Here is an 18171-nt window from a genome sequence, read left to right as displayed (position 1 = left end):
TTATTGGCGGCCAGAGTTCGATAGCCAGGCCGCCAATCACTATTTGCCGATGCAAAAGCTGGAAAATATTCGACCCAACAGGTCGTCCGAACTGAATGCACCGGTAATTTCCGCCAAGGACTGTTGCGCCTGACGCAGATCTTCGGCCAATAACTCCCCTGCGCCCGCCAACGTCAGCTGCGCCCTGCCGTGTTCCAGCGAGCCACTGGCATGTCGTAGTGCCTCCAAATGGCGTCGACGCGCGCTAAAGCTGCTTTCAGAGGTCTGCTCGTAACCCATGCAGGCCTTGAGATGCTCGCGCAGCAAGTTCAGGCCTTCACCTTCCGCCTTGGCACTCAGGCTAATCGTTACGTGGCCATCGGCGCTGGTGTGCATCTCGATCAGATCGCCGCTCAAATCCGCCTTGTTGCGAATCAGGGTGACTTTGGCCGGGTCAGGCCGTTGTTCGAGAAACTCGGGCCACAATGCGAAAGGATCCACAGCCTCCGGAGCGGTTGAATCGACCACCAACAGAATCCGGTCGGCCTCACCAATGGCCTTGAGCGCACGTTCCACGCCTATTTTCTCCACCTGATCCTCGGTATCACGCAAACCGGCGGTGTCTACAACGTGCAGCGGCATGCCATCGATGTGGATATGTTCGCGCAGGATATCCCGAGTGGTGCCGGCAATCTCGGTGACGATAGCCGCTTCCTTGCCTGCCAGCGCATTCAAGAGGCTGGATTTACCCGCATTCGGTCGACCGGCAATGACCACGGTCATCCCGTCCCGCAATAACGCGCCCTGCCCAGCTTCGTGCAGCACTGTGGATAACTCCGCACGCACCGCATCCAGCATGCTCAGCACATGACCATCGGCAAGGAAGTCGATTTCTTCCTCGGGAAAGTCGATGGCCGCTTCGACATAGATGCGCAGGCTGATCAATTTCTCGGTCAAGTTATCCACACGCCGGGAAAAAGCGCCCTGCAATGAGCGCAACGCATTGCGTGCGGCCTGGGCCGAACTGGCTTCGATCAGGTCAGCAATCGCCTCCGCCTGGGCGAGGTCGAGCTTGTCGTTGAGGAATGCGCGCTCGCTGAATTCACCTGGTCGCGCCAGGCGACTGCCCAGTTGCAGGCATCTTTGCAGCAGCATATCCAGAACCACAGGCCCGCCATGGCCTTGCAGTTCAAGGACGTCTTCGCCGGTAAACGAATTAGGGCCCGGGAAATACAAGGCGATGCCTTCGTCAATAACCTGCCCGGACTCGTCGGCAAAGGGCCCGTAATGCGCAAAACGCGGTTTAAGTTCGCGGCCGGTAATGGCCGTCGCCGCCTTGCTCGCCAACGGGCCGGATATACGCACAATGCCTACCCCGCCGCGGCCCTGGGCTGTGGCGATGGCAGCAATGGTTTCACGTGGGACATTCATGGTCCGGCTCCTGGAGCAAATGACAGATAGCAAAACGCCCCACTAGGGGGCGCCTTGTACAACTTATTCACAAGCTGTGATCAGGCTTCTGCTTTCTTGGCAGCCGCTTCGATCTTGCGAGTGATGTACGCCTGCTGCGTAATGGACAAGGTGTTGTTCACAACCCAGTACAGAACCAGACCAGCCGGGAACCACAGGAAGAAGAACGTGAAGATGATTGGCATCAGCTTCATGACCTTGGCCTGCATCGGATCCGGAGGTGTCGGGTTCAAACGCTGCTGGATGAACATCGTGGCGCCCATGATGATCGGCAGGATGAAGAACGGATCCTTGATCGACAGGTCGGTAATCCACAACAGCCACGGGGCCTGGCGCATTTCTACGCTTTCAAGCAGTACCCAGTACAGCGACAGGAAGACCGGCATTTGTACAAGGATAGGCAAGCATCCACCCAACGGGTTGATCTTTTCCTTCTTGTACAGCTCCATCATGGCTTGCGACATTTTCTGCCGGTCATCGCCATGTTGCTCTTTCAGAATCGCGAGTTTCGGTGCAACTGCACGCATACGAGCCATGGATTTGTAACTGGCTGCCGACAGAGGGAAGAAAAGCCCTTTGATCAGCATGGTCAGGAAGATAATCGACCAGCCCCAGTTACCCACAATGGCGTGGATGTGTTGCAGCAACCAGAAGATCGGTTGAGCGATGAACCACAGAATGCCGTAGTCGACCGTCAATTCCAGACCTGGGGATAACTCTTTGAGCACCGCCTGGCTTTTCGGGCCGGCGTACAACGTAGCGGTCGCTTCACCTTTGGCACCTGGCGCAATGGTCAACGCCGGGCCAGTGAAACCAATGATGTAGTTGCCCTGACTATCCTTACGAGTGGTAACAGCATTGCTGTTGTTCTTGTCGGGAATCCAGGCCGTTACGAAGTAGTGCTGCAGCCATGCAACCCAGCCACCTTGTACGGTTTCCTTGATCGAACCCTTGTCGATGTCTTTCATCGACACCTTTTTGTAGGGTTCCGAAGGTGTCCACAGAGCGGCACCGAGGTAAGTCGCAGTACCGGTAGCAGTAGTCGACGATGGATCGGAACTGTTATCGCGCTTGAGTTGCGCGAACATGTTACCGGACCAGGGCTGAGCGCTCTGGTTGTCGATCACGTAGCTGACAACCAGGTCATACAGGCCGCGCTTGAAGGTAAAGCGCTTGATGTAATTGACGCCGTTATCAGTGAATTTCAGATCGACGACCAATTGGTCCTGACCATCCACCAGCTGATAAGACTTCTGTGCGGTCGAGTAAACAGGACGACCAGCAGGTCGAGCGTCCGGGCCGTTTACGCCAGTCAGACCACTTTGCGCCAGGAAGATACGCTCGCCGCCGTTATCGAACAGCTGGAACGGAACGTCTGGATGGTCCTGACGACGTGGATAAAGTGGCAGTCGCAGTTGCACGACATCGCCACCCACCGGGTCGATTTCGAGATTGAGCACATCTGTTTTGACCTGGATGAGATCTTTGCTGGTTGCAACCGGGGTCTCGATTGGAGCAGTCGCATCGCCGCTGGCGCTAGGAACATCGGCACTTGCAGAAGCATTCGTACCTGCAGCCGTATCCGGTATAGCCGGTGCGGTGGTGCTGGCAGCAACATTCTGAGTCGGCAGGGCGGCCTGGCCGTAGTCTTGGTTCCATTTCAGAACCCCGACGTAGGTCACGATTGCCAGGGCGACGATCAGGATCGTGCGTTTAATATCCATGATTACTCGGCCATCGAAGAAGAACGGGAGGTGGGGACAGGTGGAACCGGGTCATAGCCACCGGCATTCCACGGATGACAGCGACCTAATCGACGAAAGGTCAGCCAGCCACCGCGTAGAAGGCCATGATTTTCAATGGCTTCATACGCGTAGCAGGAGCAACTGGGGTAGAAACGACAGTGACTGGCCATCAGCGGGCTGATGGCATAGCGGTAAAACTGGATCGGAACGAGCGCCAGCTTACGCATCGGTACTGTCTACCCCTACAGTTTCGGTTTTTGCAGCAGGAGCCGGCTGACTACGCGCCAGACGCTTCCAGAGCTTGCCGAAATGCTGAATCAATTCGGGGTTTTCTATTTCACCCAACCCTTTGCGCGCGACAATCACGATATCCCAACCGACCAAATTATCTTGGTGTTGGCGAAATGATTCGCGCATCAGGCGTTTCAAGCGGTTGCGCTCAACGGAGAGTTTGACGCTCTTTTTACCGATAACCAGCCCCAGACGGGGATGATCAAGGTCGTTATTGCGCGCAAGGAGCAGGAGATTTTTCCCCGGAACCTTGCCGGTAGGGGAGTCAAAGACTGCCTTGAAATGCCGGGGAGTAAGCAAACGCTTTTCCCGACTGAAGTCCTGACTCACCTCCAGTGCCGGATTATCAAACTGCCAGACGCGCACGACCTTTGGCGCGGCGACGCGACAGGACGGCACGGCCGTTCTTGGTAGCCATGCGAGCACGGAAACCGTGAGTACGAGCGCGTTTGATAGTGCTTGGTTGGAAAGTACGTTTCATGTCGTGTTACCTGGTTCGTCCACAACGGGCCGGAATGGCCCCCGTTTTAAGAGACCGGGGATTCTAGAGAAACCGCGCCTCTAGGTCAATTTCCAACCAACGTTTCGTTCATTTACTTCTTCAGGGCCTTTTTTGCCTGTCCCTCAGATTGATTCGAAATGGATGACGGCGCTAGATATAGAAATAAAGAAGGAAAGTATTTAAAGCTTCTTTATAAAGCTTATTAAAGCTAGGGCAGCACTTCGCTGTGGATAACTGGCCTTAGCCCAGTAAACACGTAGCGTACAGAGAATGACAACACTGTCGAGAAACGGTGCTCTGCCTGTGCTGCGCTGTCGGAAAAGCTGTGCATGAAATGCCTTGTTATCCACAGGCGGGTTATCCACAGACTTTCGACCCGACTTATGCAAAGACCTGAAGCGGGGTTATCCACAGGGCTTATCCACATGCCGTCCGTCGCGTAAATTCTCGATAAAAGCCTGATTTCAACAGCTCTGTACGCAAGCTACATGTGGATAAGTCGCGCTCTGATCGTTACAATGGCCGCTTGTTTTTTGCCTCACCGGCTTTCGACTTAGGGGATATCCGTGTCAGTGGAACTTTGGCAGCAGTGCGTGGAGCTTTTGCGCGACGAGCTGCCTGCCCAGCAATTCAACACCTGGATCCGTCCGCTACAGGTCGAAGCCGAAGGCGACGAGTTGCGCGTCTATGCGCCGAACCGCTTTGTTCTCGATTGGGTCAATGAAAAATACCTGAGTCGCCTGCTTGAGCTGCTGGGTGAACACGGCCAGGGACTGGCGCCTGCGCTTTCCTTATTAATAGGCAGCAAGCGCAGTTCTGCTCCCCGCGCTGCACCCAATGCGCCGCTGGCCGCTGCCGCTTCTCAGGCTATGGTGTCTAATCAGGTCGCGGCCTCCGCGCCAGCCCAGGTAGCAACGCCAGCCCCCGCGCATCCGATGCCTGTCCACGACGAACCGTCGCGGGCCAGCTTTGATCCGATGGCTGGAGCCAGCTCTCAGCAAGCGCCAGCACGTGCCGAACAGCGCACGGTTCAGGTAGAAGGTGCGCTCAAGCACACCAGCTACCTGAACCGGACCTTCACCTTCGAAAACTTTGTCGAAGGTAAGTCCAACCAACTGGCGCGCGCTGCCGCCTGGCAAGTCGCGGATAACCCCAAGCACGGTTACAACCCGCTGTTCCTTTATGGCGGTGTTGGCCTGGGTAAAACCCACTTGATGCACGCTGTGGGTAACCACCTGTTAAAGAAGAACCCGAATGCCAAGGTGGTGTACCTGCATTCGGAGCGCTTTGTGGCCGACATGGTCAAGGCGCTGCAACTGAATGCAATCAACGAGTTCAAGCGTTTCTACCGTTCGGTGGACGCGCTGCTGATTGATGACATTCAATTCTTCGCCCGCAAAGAGCGCTCTCAGGAAGAATTCTTCCATACTTTCAACGCGTTACTGGAAGGTGGACAGCAAGTCATTCTGACCAGTGACCGCTATCCGAAAGAGATCGAAGGCCTGGAAGAACGTCTGAAATCGCGTTTCGGCTGGGGCCTGACCGTTGCGGTCGAGCCGCCCGAGCTGGAAACCCGGGTTGCGATTCTGATGAAGAAAGCGGATCAGGCGAAAGTGGATCTGCCACACGATGCCGCGTTTTTCATTGCCCAGCGCATCCGCTCCAACGTCCGTGAACTCGAAGGTGCGCTCAAGCGTGTCATTGCCCACTCGCACTTCATGGGTCGTGATATCACCATCGAGCTGATTCGCGAATCGCTGAAAGACTTGCTGGCGTTGCAAGACAAGCTGGTGAGTGTGGATAACATTCAGCGCACCGTCGCCGAGTACTACAAGATCAAGATTTCCGACCTGTTGTCCAAGCGTCGTTCCCGATCGGTAGCTCGCCCGCGCCAGGTGGCGATGGCGTTGTCCAAGGAACTGACCAACCACAGTTTGCCCGAAATTGGCGATGTGTTTGGCGGTCGTGACCATACGACGGTCTTGCACGCATGCCGCAAGATCAACGAACTTAAGGAATCCGACGCGGACATCCGCGAGGACTACAAGAACCTGCTGCGTACTCTGACTACCTGATGACACCAGCGCAGCTTATTAAGGCAAGGGACTAGACCATGCATTTCACCATTCAACGCGAAGCCCTGTTGAAACCCCTGCAATTGGTCGCCGGCGTGGTTGAACGCCGCCAGACCTTGCCGGTGCTCTCCAATGTGCTGTTGGTTGTTCAAGGCCAACAGCTTTCGCTGACCGGTACCGATCTTGAGGTCGAACTGGTCGGTCGCGTCCAGTTGGAAGAACCTGCTGAGCCGGGCGAGATCACCGTACCTGCGCGCAAGCTGATGGACATCTGCAAAAGCCTGCCCAACGACGCACTCATCGACATCAAGCTCGACGATGCCAAGTTGATCGTCAAGGCTGGCCGCAGTCGCTTCACCTTGTCGACGCTGCCAGCCAACGATTTTCCGACCGTTGAAGAAGGTCCGGGCTCCCTGACGTTCAATCTGGTGCAGAGCAAACTGCGTCGCCTGATTGAACGCACCAGTTTTGCCATGGCTCAACAAGACGTGCGCTACTACCTCAACGGCATGTTGCTGGAAGTCAGTGCCGGCATTCTGCGCGCCGTTGCCACTGACGGTCACCGTCTGGCCATGTGCTCGATGTCGGCCGAGATCGAACACGCTGATCGTCATCAAGTGATCGTGCCGCGCAAAGGTATCCTTGAATTGGCGCGCTTGCTGACCGAGCAAGACGGTATCGTCAGCATCGTGCTGGGTCAGCACCACATTCGCGCCACCACCGGCGAGTTCACGTTCACTTCGAAACTGGTCGACGGCAAATTCCCTGACTACGAGCGCGTCCTGCCAAAAGGCGGCGACAAACTGGTATTGGGTGATCGTCAGGCGCTGCGCGAAGCGTTCAGCCGCACGGCTATTCTTTCCAACGAAAAGTACCGGGGTATTCGTCTGCAGTTGGCCGCTGGCCAGTTGAAGATTCAGGCGAACAACCCGGAGCAGGAAGAAGCAGAAGAAGAGATCAGCGTGGACTACAACGGTGGTTCGCTGGAAATCGGCTTCAACGTCAGCTACTTGCTGGACGTCCTGGGTGTGATGACCACTGAACAGGTTCGCCTGATTCTGTCGGACTCCAACAGCAGCGCCCTGGTGCAAGAGTCGGACAACGACGATTCCGCCTATGTCGTTATGCCGATGCGCCTGTAACCAGCTTGTTCATGTTCAGCGGAACCTAGATGTCTCTCAGCCGCGTCTCGGTCACCGGGGTGCGCAATCTGCACCCGGTGACCTTCTCCCCTTCCCCGCGTATCAACATCCTCCACGGTGAAAATGGCAGTGGCAAAACCAGCGTGCTGGAAGCCATCCATTTGCTCGGTCTTGCCCGGTCCTTTCGCAGCGCGCGCTTGCTTCCCGTCATTCAGTACGAGCAACCGTCGTGTACGGTTTTTGGCCAGGTCGAACTGGCCGAAGGCGGCCACAGCAGCTTGGGCGTTTCACGGGATCGCCAGGGCGATTTTCAGATCCGGATTGATGGACAGAACGCACGCAGCGCGGCGCAACTTGCCGAGACCTTACCGCTGCAACTGATCAATCCGGACAGTTTTCGCTTGCTGGAAGGCGCGCCCAAAATACGCAGACAGTTTCTCGACTGGGGAGTGTTCCACGTGGAACCTCGATTCATGTCGACGTGGCAGCGCCTGCAGAAGGCCTTGAGGCAGCGAAACTCATGGCTTCGGCATGGTACACTTGACGTCGCTTCGCAAGCGGCATGGGATCGCGAGCTGTGCCTGGCCAGCGATGAAATAGATGAGTTTCGCCGAGCATACATCAAGGCTTTGAAGCCAGTCTTTGAACAAACCTTGAGCGAGCTGGTTGAGCTCGAAGGTTTGACCCTGAGCTACTACCGCGGATGGGATAAAGAAAAAGAGTTGAGCACGGTGCTCGCTTCTTCTCTCCATCGGGATCAGCAAATGGGCCATACACAGGCCGGACCACAACGCGCTGACTTGCGCCTTAGATTAGGCGCACACAACGCCGCGGATATTTTGTCCCGGGGTCAGCAGAAGTTGGTGGTCTGTGCGCTGCGCATAGCCCAAGGACATCTCGTTAGCCAGGCTCGACGCGGCCAATGTATTTACCTGGTGGATGACTTGCCGTCGGAACTCGATGAGCGTCACCGCCAGGCACTTTGCCGTTTGCTGGAAGAATTACGCTGCCAGGTTTTCATTACCTGTGTAGACCACGAATTATTGAGGGAAGGCTGGCAGACGGAAACGCCAGTCGCTTTGTTCCACGTGGAACAAGGCCGTATCACCCAGACCCACGACCATCGGGAGTGATTGCATGAGCGAAAACCAAACGTACGACTCCTCCAGCATTAAAGTGCTGAAAGGGCTAGATGCCGTACGCAAGCGTCCCGGTATGTACATCGGTGATACTGACGATGGCAGCGGTCTACACCACATGGTGTTCGAGGTGGTTGATAACTCGATCGACGAAGCTTTGGCTGGCCATTGCGACGACATCAGCATCATCATCCACCCAGACGAATCGATTACCGTCCGTGACAACGGTCGCGGCATTCCGGTAGACGTGCATAAAGAAGAAGGCGTATCGGCAGCAGAGGTCATCATGACCGTGCTTCACGCTGGCGGTAAGTTCGATGACAACTCCTACAAAGTATCCGGCGGCCTGCACGGTGTAGGTGTTTCGGTTGTGAACGCCCTTTCCGAATTGTTGCTGCTGACTGTGCGTCGCAGCGGCAAGATCTGGGAACAGACCTACATCCATGGTGTTCCACAGGAACCCATGCGCATTGTTGGCGAGAGCGATTCCACCGGCACCGAGATTCACTTCAAGCCATCGGCTGACACCTTCAAGAACATCCACTTCAGCTGGGACATTCTGGCCAAGCGGATTCGTGAACTGTCTTTCCTGAACTCCGGTGTGGGCATCGTCCTTAAAGACGAACGCAGCGGCAAGGAAGAGTTGTTCAAGTACGAAGGCGGTTTGCGTGCGTTCGTTGAATACCTGAACACCAACAAGACTCCGGTCAACCAGGTGTTCCACTTCAACATTCAGCGTGAAGATGGCATCGGCGTCGAGATCGCGTTGCAGTGGAACGACAGCTTCAACGAGAACCTGTTGTGCTTCACCAACAACATTCCTCAGCGCGATGGCGGTACTCACCTGGTGGGTTTCCGTTCTGCGCTGACGCGTAACCTGAACACCTACATCGAGCAGGAAGGTCTGGCCAAGAAGCACAAGGTCGCGACCACCGGTGACGATGCGCGTGAAGGTTTGACGGCAATTATTTCGGTAAAAGTGCCGGACCCGAAATTCAGTTCGCAGACCAAAGACAAGCTGGTTTCGTCCGAAGTGAAAACCGCAGTTGAACAGGAGATGGGTAAACACTTCTCCGACTTCCTGCTGGAAAATCCGAACGAAGCCAAAGCCGTCGTCGGCAAGATGATCGACGCTGCGCGCGCTCGTGAAGCGGCGCGCAAGGCCCGTGAGATGACTCGCCGTAAAGGCGCGTTGGACATCGCAGGTTTGCCGGGCAAACTCGCTGACTGCCAAGAGAAAGACCCTGCCCTCTCCGAACTGTATCTGGTGGAAGGGGACTCTGCTGGCGGCTCAGCCAAGCAGGGGCGTAACCGTAAAACCCAGGCGATCCTGCCACTCAAAGGCAAGATCCTTAACGTCGAGAAAGCACGTTTCGACAAGATGATCTCTTCGCAAGAAGTGGGCACCTTGATCACTGCGCTCGGCTGCGGCATTGGTCGCGACGAATACAACATCGCCAAGTTGCGCTACCACAACATCATCATCATGACCGATGCTGACGTCGACGGTTCGCACATCCGCACCTTGTTGCTGACGTTCTTCTTCCGTCAGTTGCCTGAGCTGATCGAGCGTGGCTACATTTACATCGCTCAGCCGCCGCTGTACAAGGTCAAGAAAGGCAAGCAAGAGCAGTACATCAAAGACGACGAGGCCATGGAAGAGTACATGACCCAGTCGGCGCTTGAAGATGCCAGCCTGCACTTGAACGAGTCGGCTCCGGGTATTTCCGGTCCGCAGCTGGAGCGTCTGGTTAACGATTTCCGCATGGTCATGAAGACCCTCAAGCGCCTGTCGCGTCTGTATCCTCAGGAACTGACCGAGCATTTCGTTTACCTGCCGCCGGTCAGCCTGGAACAGCTTTCCGATCACGAAGGCATGCAAGCCTGGCTTGCCCTGCTCGACACACGTCTGCGCGTCGGCGAGAAGTCCGGTCTGGTTTACAAAGCCAGCCTGCGTGAAGATCGCGAACGTAACGTCTGGCTGCCAGAGGTCGAACTGATCTCCCACGGCTTGTCCAACTACGTGACCTTCAACCGTGACTTCTTCGGCAGCAACGATTACAAGACTGTGACCGCTTTGGGTCTGCAGATCAGTACGTTGCTGGAAGAAGGCGCTTACGTACAGCGTGGCGAACGCAAGAAGCCGGTCAGCGAGTTCAAGGAAGCCCTTGCCTGGTTGATGGCCGAAAGCACCAAGCGTCACACCATCCAGCGCTACAAAGGTCTGGGCGAAATGAACCCGGATCAGCTGTGGGAAACCACCATGGACCCGTCTGTACGTCGCATGCTCAAGGTCACCATCGAAGACGCCATCGGCGCCGACCAGATCTTCAACACCCTGATGGGTGATGCGGTCGAGCCTCGTCGTGACTTCATCGAAAGCAATGCCCTGGCAGTGTCCAACCTCGATTTCTAAGGGGCTGCACCGCTAACCAAATCAGGCCAACGCTGATCCAGCGTTGGCCTTTTTTGTGGGCGGTGTGAAAGGCTGAACGGCGCCTGAATAATCACCAGGCCTGTGTGCCGTTCAGTTACGAGCGCCGTACACTTGCTCACCTGCTTTCACCTTTGGAACTCCTGATGCCTGCAAAGCCTGCGCCCAGCATTCTGAACACCGTCGAAGGTCAGCGGTTGACTGACGTTGATGCCGAGCGATGGCGCGAGTGGGGGCCTTATCTGAGCGAACGTCAGTGGGGTACGGTTCGTGAGGACTACAGCGCCGACGGCGATGCATGGAATTATTTCCCCCACGATCACGCGCGCAGTCGGGCGTATCGCTGGGGTGAAGACGGGCTTGCCGGATTCTCGGACAAGTCCCAGCACTGGTGCCTGGGACTTGGATTGTGGAATGAGCGTGACCCCATTCTGAAGGAGCGCTTGTTTGGGCTGAACAATGCTGAAGGCAATCATGGCGAGGACGTCAAAGAGCTGTATTTCTACGTCGATGGCGTGCCAAGTCATGCCTACATGCGCATGCTCTACAAATATCCACAGACTGCTTTTCCCTATGAGCAGCTGGTCAGCGAGAATGCGCGACGCGGGCTGGCCGATACCGAATACGAGATTCTTGATACTGGCGTGTTCGATGAAGACCGCTATTTCGATGTAGCCGTCGAATACGCCAAGCACCAGCCAGACGATATCTTCATGCGCGTCACTGTGCACAATCGCGGTGATCAAGCGGCCCGTTTGCATGTGTTGCCGCAGCTTTGGGCGCGCAATATCTGGAGCTGGACCGAGAACGCGGCGATGCCTTCGCTACGTCTTGAGGATCAACAGTTGGTGGCCGAACATCCCGAACAGGATGTCAAAGTGGCAAGTGCCTGGAGTAACGAAGCTGCATGTGAATGGCTGTTCTGCAACAACACCACCAATACCAACCGGCTGGGAGGCAATCCTGTAGTCGGGCCATTCAAGGACGGGATCAACGACTATCTGCTGGCTGGCAATGAACAGGCCATCGACCGCACTTCCGGCACCCGCGCCGCTGCGCACTTTTTACTCGACTTGGAAGGCCACGCCAGTCAGGTCATCTACCTGCGTTTCTGTCCGGCTGATGCAGCGGCGGTTGATGCAGAGGCGTTATTTACCCAGCGCAAAGCCGAGGCCGATGGCTTCTATGCGGCGCTGCAACATGAGTTGGCGGATGCCGATGCGCGCAATGTGCAGCGTCAGGCCTTGGCGGGATTGCTCTGGTCAAAGCAACTGTATTACTTCGATGTGAATTGCTGGCTCAATGGTGATCCGACACAACCAGCGCCCTCCCCCGAACGGGTCAATGTGCGCAACAAGCATTGGCGACACCTGTCGAATTTCGACATCGTGTGCATGCCGGACAAGTGGGAATACCCGTGGTATGCGTCTTGGGATCAAGCGTTTCAAGCGGTTGCTGTCGCGCTGATTGATACGGAATTCGCCAAGCAGCAATTGTTGATGCTGGTCCAGGATCGTTTCATGCACCCCAACGGTCAGCTGCCCGCTTATGAATGGCGCTTCGATGATGCGAATCCGCCCGTGCATGCCTGGGCGACCTGGCGGGTTTACAAGATGGAGCAGGCGCTCAAGGGTGAAGGCGATGCGGATTTTCTTGAGCGAATTTTCCACAAGCTGCTGCTGAATTTCTCCTGGTGGGTGAATCGTAAAGACGCCGAAGGCCGTAATCTTTTTCAGGGCGGATTCCTTGGGCTGGATAACATCGCCTTGTTCGACCGCTCGGCTGAGCTGCCGCCGGGTTATCAACTGGATCAGGCTGATGGCACCGCGTGGATCGCTGCGTATGCGCTGGACCTGATGCGTATTGCGTTGGAGTTGGCCAAGCGCAACGCGGCGTATGTGGATATCTCGGTGAAGTTTTTCGAACACTTCCTGTATATCGCCGGCGCGATCAACTCGGTTGACGATGATGCTGAAGGACTTTGGGACGAGCAGGACGGTTTCTTCTACGACATGTTGCGCAGCCCGAACGGCGAACGCGAGCCGGTGCGTTTTCGCTCCATTGTTGGCTTGATGCCGTTGTTCGCGGTGCAGGTTCTGGAACAACGCGAGCACGAAGGTTTACCGGGCCTGCGCGACCGGCTGCTGGCGTTCCTGAAACACCGTCCTGACCTCGCCCGGCTGGTTTCGCGCTGGACAGAGCCGGGCAAGGGCAATCGCTTGCTGCTGGCGTTGCTCAGAGGTCAGCGCACCAAGGATTTGCTCAAGCGCATGCTCGACGAGTCGGAGTTCCTGTCCGAGTTTGGCGTGCGTTCCGTTTCCAGGGCCTATGCCGCCAACCCGTTCAAGATGCGCATGAATGGCGATTCGCTGTGTGCCGATTACCAGCCTGCGGAATCGCCTTCGCGGCTGTTCGGGGGTAACTCCAATTGGCGTGGCCCGCTGTGGATGCCGGTCAACTACATGCTGATCGAGTCGCTGCGGGAATTTCATCGCTATTACGACGAGAACTTCTCCATCGAGTTTCCGACCCATTCAGGCTATCTGGCATCGCTCGATGAAGTGGCCGATGAACTCAGCGCGCGTCTGACTCGCTTGTTTCTCAAGGATGAAAACGGCAGTCGGCCTTCGATGGCGGGTTATCCACAACTGCAAGCCGATCCGCAGAGCCGCGACTTGCTGTTGTTCCACGAATACTTCCATGGCGAAACTGGACGCGGCTTGGGAGCGTCCCATCAGACGGGCTGGAGCGCGTTGGTTGCGCTGCTTTTGCAGCCGAAAAAATAGCGGCAAATCAGCACTCTGAAACTGAATCAACAGCCATAAAAAAACCGACTTCAATGAAGTCGGTTTTTTCTGTTCAGAAAAACTTATGCACGTTTTTGGCTCATTAATGAGTAATCGAAATAAGCAGTAAAATTAAGGGGTTGGCAGGGTTTTTTGCAGTTTTTGCGAAAACGGTGCACAGGTTATCCACAAAATCAGACCGCCGCTTTTTCGGTGCTCGTCGTCGGTGCAGCCACCGAGCCCATGGCCACCTGCGTCGCTTCGTTCCAGGCCTGCACGCGGTCATTCAACGCAGCAATGGCGCGCGGTCCTGTGCCCTCGGCGTACATGGGTGCGCCGATCACAACCTGGATCGTGCCGGGCTTTTTCGCCCAGCCTTCTTTCGGCCAATACCTGCCAGCGTTATGCGCAATCGGCAGCACCGGCAGATCAGCGTTGACCGCCAAGGCAGTGCCGCCTCGGGAAAACTTGCCGACCTGACCAAACGGCACGCGTGTGCCTTCGGGGAAGATCAATACCCAGACGCCATCCTTGAGCAGCTCATGACCCTTCTTGGCGATTTCCTTCAGCGCGGCCTTGGGGTTCTCGCGATCAATGGCGATAGGTCGCAGCATGGCCATGGCCCAGCCAAAGAACGGTACGTAGAGCAATTCACGCTTGAGCACCTGGCTCAGAGGCTCGAAATGCGCGGACAGGAAGAATGTTTCCCACGTGCTCTGGTGGTTGGAAATGATCACGCAGGGCGTTGCCGGGACATTTTCCTGGCCGATCAATTCGACGCGAATGTTGAGAAATACCCGCGTGAGCCACAATGCGCAGCGGCACCAGTACACATTGATGAAACGATAGCGTGCGCGAAACGGCAGGAACGGCGCGATAAAGAAACTCAAGGTGCACCACAGCAGCGAACTGGTGCCCAGCAGCAGGTAAAAGACAAAGGTTCTGATTGCCTGCATGATCGACATAGCTACTTTTACCGTACGGGACTAATGCCCGCTCAATGAAGCGGACCGCTATTGGTTCTGCGGAGCGCTCTTGTGGATAAGTTCTGCGGCAACTGCCGCCAGATCGTCAAAAACCAAAGTACCCGTGGGCAGCGTTCCAGCCAGCGTCTTGCTGCCCTTGCCGGTCTTGACCAGAACCGGTTGAGAGTCGACGGCCAGCGCGGCCTGCAGGTCACCGCTGCTGTCACCTACAAACCATATACCCGCCAGATCCACAGCGTAGTGATTTGCGATGGTCTGCAACATGCCCGGCTTGGGCTTGCGGCAAGCGCAGCCTTCGTCCGGGCCATGTGGGCAATAAACGATCAAACCGACTTCGCCGCCCTGCCCGGTCACGAGTTCACGCAAGCGCGCATGCATGGCATCGAGGGTGGCAATGTCGTAATAGCCCCGGGCGATGCCGGACTGGTTAGTGGCGACTGCCACCGTCCAGCCGGCCTTGCTCAGTTGTGCAATCGCTTCGATCGATCCGGGGATCGGAATCCACTCCTGCACCGACTTTATGTAACTGTCGGAGTCATGATTGATGACTCCGTCGCGATCAAGGATCAACAGCTTCACGATTGGCCCCTTAGCGATCAACCCAGCAGCGAGATATCCGCAACGCCCAGGAACAGCCCGCGCAGACGTGCCAGCAACGCATAGCGGTTGGCCCGCACGCTGGCGTCTTCGGCGTTGACCATCACCGCTTCAAAGAACGCGTCGACCGGTTCACGCAAGGCGGCCAGACGTGCCAGGGTTTCGCTGTACTGACGCGCTGCGGCCATAGGCGCGACGGCCTGGTCCGCTTGCTGGATCGCCGAGTACAAGGAGAACTCGTTAGCATTGTCGAAGTACTTGGGCTCAACCGTCTGAGCGATTTTGCCTTCGGCTTTGCTCAGCAAATTGGAAACGCGCTTGTTGACCGAGGCCAACGCTGCCGCTTCAGGCAATTTGCGGAACGCCTGAACGGCTTGCACGCGCTGATCGAAGTCCAGTGCCGAACCCGGTTGCAGGGCACGCACCGACAGGTAAACCGCAACTTCGACGCCTTCGTCTTCGTAACGGGCACGCAGGCGGTCGAAGATGAACTCCAATACCTGCTCGGCAAGACCGGCCGGCTTGATCTTGGCGCCGAACTGATTGACCGCGAATTTCACGGTTTCGATCAGGTCCAGATCCAGTTGTTTCTCGATCAGGATGCGCAGGATGCCCAGCGCCGCGCGACGCAGTGCATACGGGTCTTTGCTGCCAGTCGGCAACATGCCGATGCCGAAGATCCCGACCAGGGTGTCGAGCTTGTCCGCGATGGCAACCGCAGCGCCGGTCAACGTGGTCGGCAGTTCTGCGCCCGCGCCACGCGGCATGTACTGCTCGTTGAGCGCCAGAGCGACATCTTCTGCTTCGCCGTCGGCCTTGGCGTAGTAATAACCGGCAACGCCCTGCATCTCAGGGAATTCGCCGACCATTTCGGTCGCCAGATCGCACTTGGACAGCAGCCCGGCGCGTGCGGCGCGTTGTGCATCGCCGCCAATGCGTGGGGCAATGAATGCCGCCAGTTTGGCAACACGCTCGGCCTTGTCGAAAACACTGCCCAACTGCGCCTGGAACACGACATTCTGCAGGCGCTGGTTGAAAGTCTCCAGCTTCTGTTTTTTGTCCTGCTTGAAGAAGAACTCGGCATCGGTCAGACGTGGGCGAACGACTTTCTCGTTACCCAGGACGATCTGCTGCGGGTCCTTGCTTTCGATGTTGGCGACCGTAATGAAGCGCGGCAGCAATTTACCGTCAGCGTCCAGCAGGCAGAAATACTTCTGGTTGTCCTGCATCGTGATGATCAAGGCTTCTTGCGGTACTTCGAGGAAGCGCTCTTCGAACGAACACACCAGCGGCACTGGCCATTCGACCAGCGAGGTCACTTCGTCCAGCAGGCTTGGCGGCACGATAGCGGTGCCTTCGTGCTGAGTTGCCAGCTCTTCGACGCGCTTGATGATGATCTGGCGACGTTCGTTGAAGTCGGCCAGCACATACGCTGCGCGCAGGTCAGTGAGGTAGCTGGCGGGCGAATTGATGCGCACGCTTTGCGGATGATGGAAGCGGTGCCCACGGGATTCGCGACCGGAAGTCTGGGCCAGGATCGTGCAGTCGATCACTTGATCGCCGAACAACATGACCAGCCATTGGGTCGGACGCACGAACTCTTCCTTGCGAGCACCCCAGCGCATGCGCTTGGGAATCGGCAAGTCGTTCAGCGAGTCTTCAACGATGGTTGGCAGCAGGCTGGCTGTCGCTTTGCCAGCGATGCTCTGGCTGTAGCGCAACTTCGGGCCGCTCTGATCGATTTCGCTCAGATCAACGCCGCACTTCTTGGCGAAACCCAATGCAGCCTGGGTCGGATTGCCTTCAGCATCGAACGCCGCCTGACGTGGCGGGCCATCGAGATTGACGCTGCGATCCGGTTGTTGGGTCGCCAGATCGGTGATCAGCACAGCCAGACGACGCGGCGCGCCGTAGGCCTGTTTGGCGCTGAACGTCAGACCTGCGGCGAGCAAGCCCTTTTCGATACCGGCCAGAAATGCATCGGCCAAGGTGTTGAGCGCTTTTGGCGGCAGCTCTTCGGTGCCCAGTTCAACCAGGAAATCTTGAGCACTCATTGTTGCGCCTCCAGCTTAGCCAACACTTCATCACGTAGATCGGGCGGTGCCATCGGGAAGCCCAGCTTGGCGCGGGCCATCAGATAAGCTTGCGCAACCGAGCGGGCCAGGGTGCGCACACGCAAAATGTATTGCTGACGCGCGGTGACGGAAATCGCCCGTCGCGCATCCAGCAGGTTGAAGGTGTGCGATGCCTTCAGGACCATCTCATAGCTCGGCAGCGGCAACGGTTGATCCAGTTCGATCAGGCGCTTGGCTTCGCTTTCATAGAAATCGAACAGTTCGAACAGCTTGTCGACGTTGGCGTGTTCGAAGTTGTAGGTCGATTGCTCCACTTCGTTCTGGTGGAACACATCGCCATAAGTCACGCGCCCGAATGGACCGTCAGCCCAGACCAGGTCATAGACCGAGTCGACGTTCTGCAGGTACATGGCCAGACGTTCCAGGCCGTAAGTGATTTCGCCGGTCACCGGGTAGCATTCGATGCCGCCCGCTTGCTGGAAGTAGGTGAACTGCGAGACTTCCATGCCGTTGAGCCAGATTTCCCAGCCCAGACCCCAGGCGCCCAGAGTCGGCGATTCCCAGTTGTCTTCGACGAAACGCACGTCGTGGACCAGCGGGTCCAGGCCGACATGCTTCAGCGAGCCCAGGTACAACTCCTGAAAGTTGTCCGGGTTTGGCTTGAGCACCACCTGGAACTGGTAGTAATGCTGCAAGCGGTTAGGGTTTTCGCCATAACGGCCATCTGTAGGACGACGGCTTGGCTGTACGTAGGCTGCGTTCCAGGTTTCCGGGCCGACGGCGCGCAGAAACGTGGCAGTGTGGAAAGTGCCGGCGCCTACTTCCATATCGTAGGGCTGAAGTACCACACAACCTTGCTCGGCCCAGTATTGCTGGAGGGCGAGGATCAAGTCTTGGAAGGTACGCACGGCTGGCGTAGGCTGGCTCACGAAATTCACCTGTACTGGGGC

General features: G+C 56.8%; 14 protein-coding genes. 5 read left to right on the top strand and 9 right to left on the bottom strand.

What is annotated here, in order from left to right; genetic code table 11:
- Nucleotides 1-39: 39 nt before the first annotated feature.
- The 5 genes from mnmE to rpmH form a co-directional block, all read right to left on the bottom strand.
- Nucleotides 40-1410 carry a tRNA uridine-5-carboxymethylaminomethyl(34) synthesis GTPase MnmE gene (mnmE, locus tag CFII64_RS16935; protein WP_020292033.1) on the bottom strand — a complete coding sequence of 457 codons (1371 nt, stop codon included), beginning with the start codon at nucleotides 1408-1410 and terminating at the stop codon, nucleotides 40-42.
- 80 nt (nucleotides 1411-1490) lie between these two features.
- On the bottom strand, nucleotides 1491-3173 hold the full coding sequence (gene yidC / locus CFII64_RS16930; RefSeq protein ID WP_020292032.1) for a membrane protein insertase YidC: 1683 nt from the start codon (nucleotides 3171-3173) through the stop codon (nucleotides 1491-1493).
- A gap of 2 nt (nucleotides 3174-3175) precedes the next feature.
- A complete protein-coding gene (gene yidD / locus CFII64_RS16925; RefSeq protein WP_020292031.1) occupies nucleotides 3176-3421 on the bottom strand; it encodes a membrane protein insertion efficiency factor YidD in 246 nt (81 codons plus the stop codon).
- Nucleotides 3414-3815 carry a ribonuclease P protein component gene (gene rnpA, locus CFII64_RS16920; protein WP_020292030.1) on the bottom strand — a complete coding sequence of 134 codons (402 nt, stop codon included), beginning with the start codon at nucleotides 3813-3815 and terminating at the stop codon, nucleotides 3414-3416. The genes yidD and rnpA overlap by 8 nt, the downstream gene beginning before the upstream one ends.
- Nucleotides 3816-3831: 16 nt before the next feature.
- The gene (gene rpmH, locus CFII64_RS16915) at nucleotides 3832-3966 is read right to left on the bottom strand and encodes a 50S ribosomal protein L34 (RefSeq protein ID WP_003213577.1); all 135 of its coding nucleotides are present in this window, start codon (nucleotides 3964-3966) and stop codon (nucleotides 3832-3834) included.
- A gap of 587 nt (nucleotides 3967-4553) precedes the next feature.
- Between rpmH and dnaA the strand changes: the two genes are divergently transcribed.
- The 5 genes from dnaA (at nucleotide 4554) to CFII64_RS16890 (ending at nucleotide 13563) form a co-directional block, all read left to right on the top strand.
- Nucleotides 4554-6062: a chromosomal replication initiator protein DnaA gene (gene dnaA / locus CFII64_RS16910; RefSeq protein ID WP_020292029.1), complete on the top strand. Its 1509-nt coding sequence runs from the start codon at nucleotides 4554-4556 to the stop codon at nucleotides 6060-6062.
- 38 nt (nucleotides 6063-6100) lie between these two features.
- Nucleotides 6101-7204: a DNA polymerase III subunit beta gene (gene dnaN / locus CFII64_RS16905; protein WP_020292028.1), complete on the top strand. Its 1104-nt coding sequence runs from the start codon at nucleotides 6101-6103 to the stop codon at nucleotides 7202-7204.
- 29 nt (nucleotides 7205-7233) lie between these two features.
- Nucleotides 7234-8337, top strand: a complete 1104-nt coding sequence (recF, locus tag CFII64_RS16900; protein WP_020292027.1) for a DNA replication/repair protein RecF — start codon at nucleotides 7234-7236, stop codon at nucleotides 8335-8337.
- 4 nt (nucleotides 8338-8341) lie between these two features.
- On the top strand, nucleotides 8342-10759 hold the full coding sequence (gene gyrB / locus CFII64_RS16895) for a DNA topoisomerase (ATP-hydrolyzing) subunit B (protein ID WP_020292026.1): 2418 nt from the start codon (nucleotides 8342-8344) through the stop codon (nucleotides 10757-10759).
- A gap of 164 nt (nucleotides 10760-10923) precedes the next feature.
- Nucleotides 10924-13563: a hypothetical protein gene (locus CFII64_RS16890; protein ID WP_020292025.1), complete on the top strand. Its 2640-nt coding sequence runs from the start codon at nucleotides 10924-10926 to the stop codon at nucleotides 13561-13563.
- Nucleotides 13564-13757: 194 nt separating this feature from the next.
- Here CFII64_RS16890 and CFII64_RS16885 read toward each other — a convergent pair whose 3' ends face one another.
- The 4 genes from CFII64_RS16885 to glyQ are packed head-to-tail and all read right to left on the bottom strand — an operon-like array spanning nucleotide 13758 to nucleotide 18150.
- Complete coding sequence (locus tag CFII64_RS16885; RefSeq protein WP_020292024.1) at nucleotides 13758-14528, bottom strand: 1-acyl-sn-glycerol-3-phosphate acyltransferase; 771 nt, start codon at nucleotides 14526-14528, stop codon at nucleotides 13758-13760.
- Nucleotides 14529-14576: 48 nt separating this feature from the next.
- The gene (gmhB, locus tag CFII64_RS16880) at nucleotides 14577-15128 is read right to left on the bottom strand and encodes a D-glycero-beta-D-manno-heptose 1,7-bisphosphate 7-phosphatase (protein ID WP_020292023.1); all 552 of its coding nucleotides are present in this window, start codon (nucleotides 15126-15128) and stop codon (nucleotides 14577-14579) included.
- Between the two features lie 17 nt (nucleotides 15129-15145).
- A complete protein-coding gene (gene glyS / locus CFII64_RS16875) occupies nucleotides 15146-17200 on the bottom strand; it encodes a glycine--tRNA ligase subunit beta (RefSeq protein ID WP_020292022.1) in 2055 nt (684 codons plus the stop codon).
- Nucleotides 17197-18150 (bottom strand): glycine--tRNA ligase subunit alpha, encoded by a 954-nt coding sequence (glyQ, locus tag CFII64_RS16870; protein WP_020292021.1) that lies wholly within the window; start codon nucleotides 18148-18150, stop codon nucleotides 17197-17199. The genes glyS and glyQ overlap by 4 nt, the downstream gene beginning before the upstream one ends.
- Nucleotides 18151-18171: the final 21 nt, after the last annotated feature.

Source organism: Pseudomonas sp. CFII64 (genome assembly GCF_000416235.1).
Lineage (GTDB): Bacteria > Pseudomonadota > Gammaproteobacteria > Pseudomonadales > Pseudomonadaceae > Aquipseudomonas.
The sequence above is the reverse complement of the archived record's forward strand: the minus strand, read 5'-3'. Positions and strand labels throughout refer to the sequence as shown.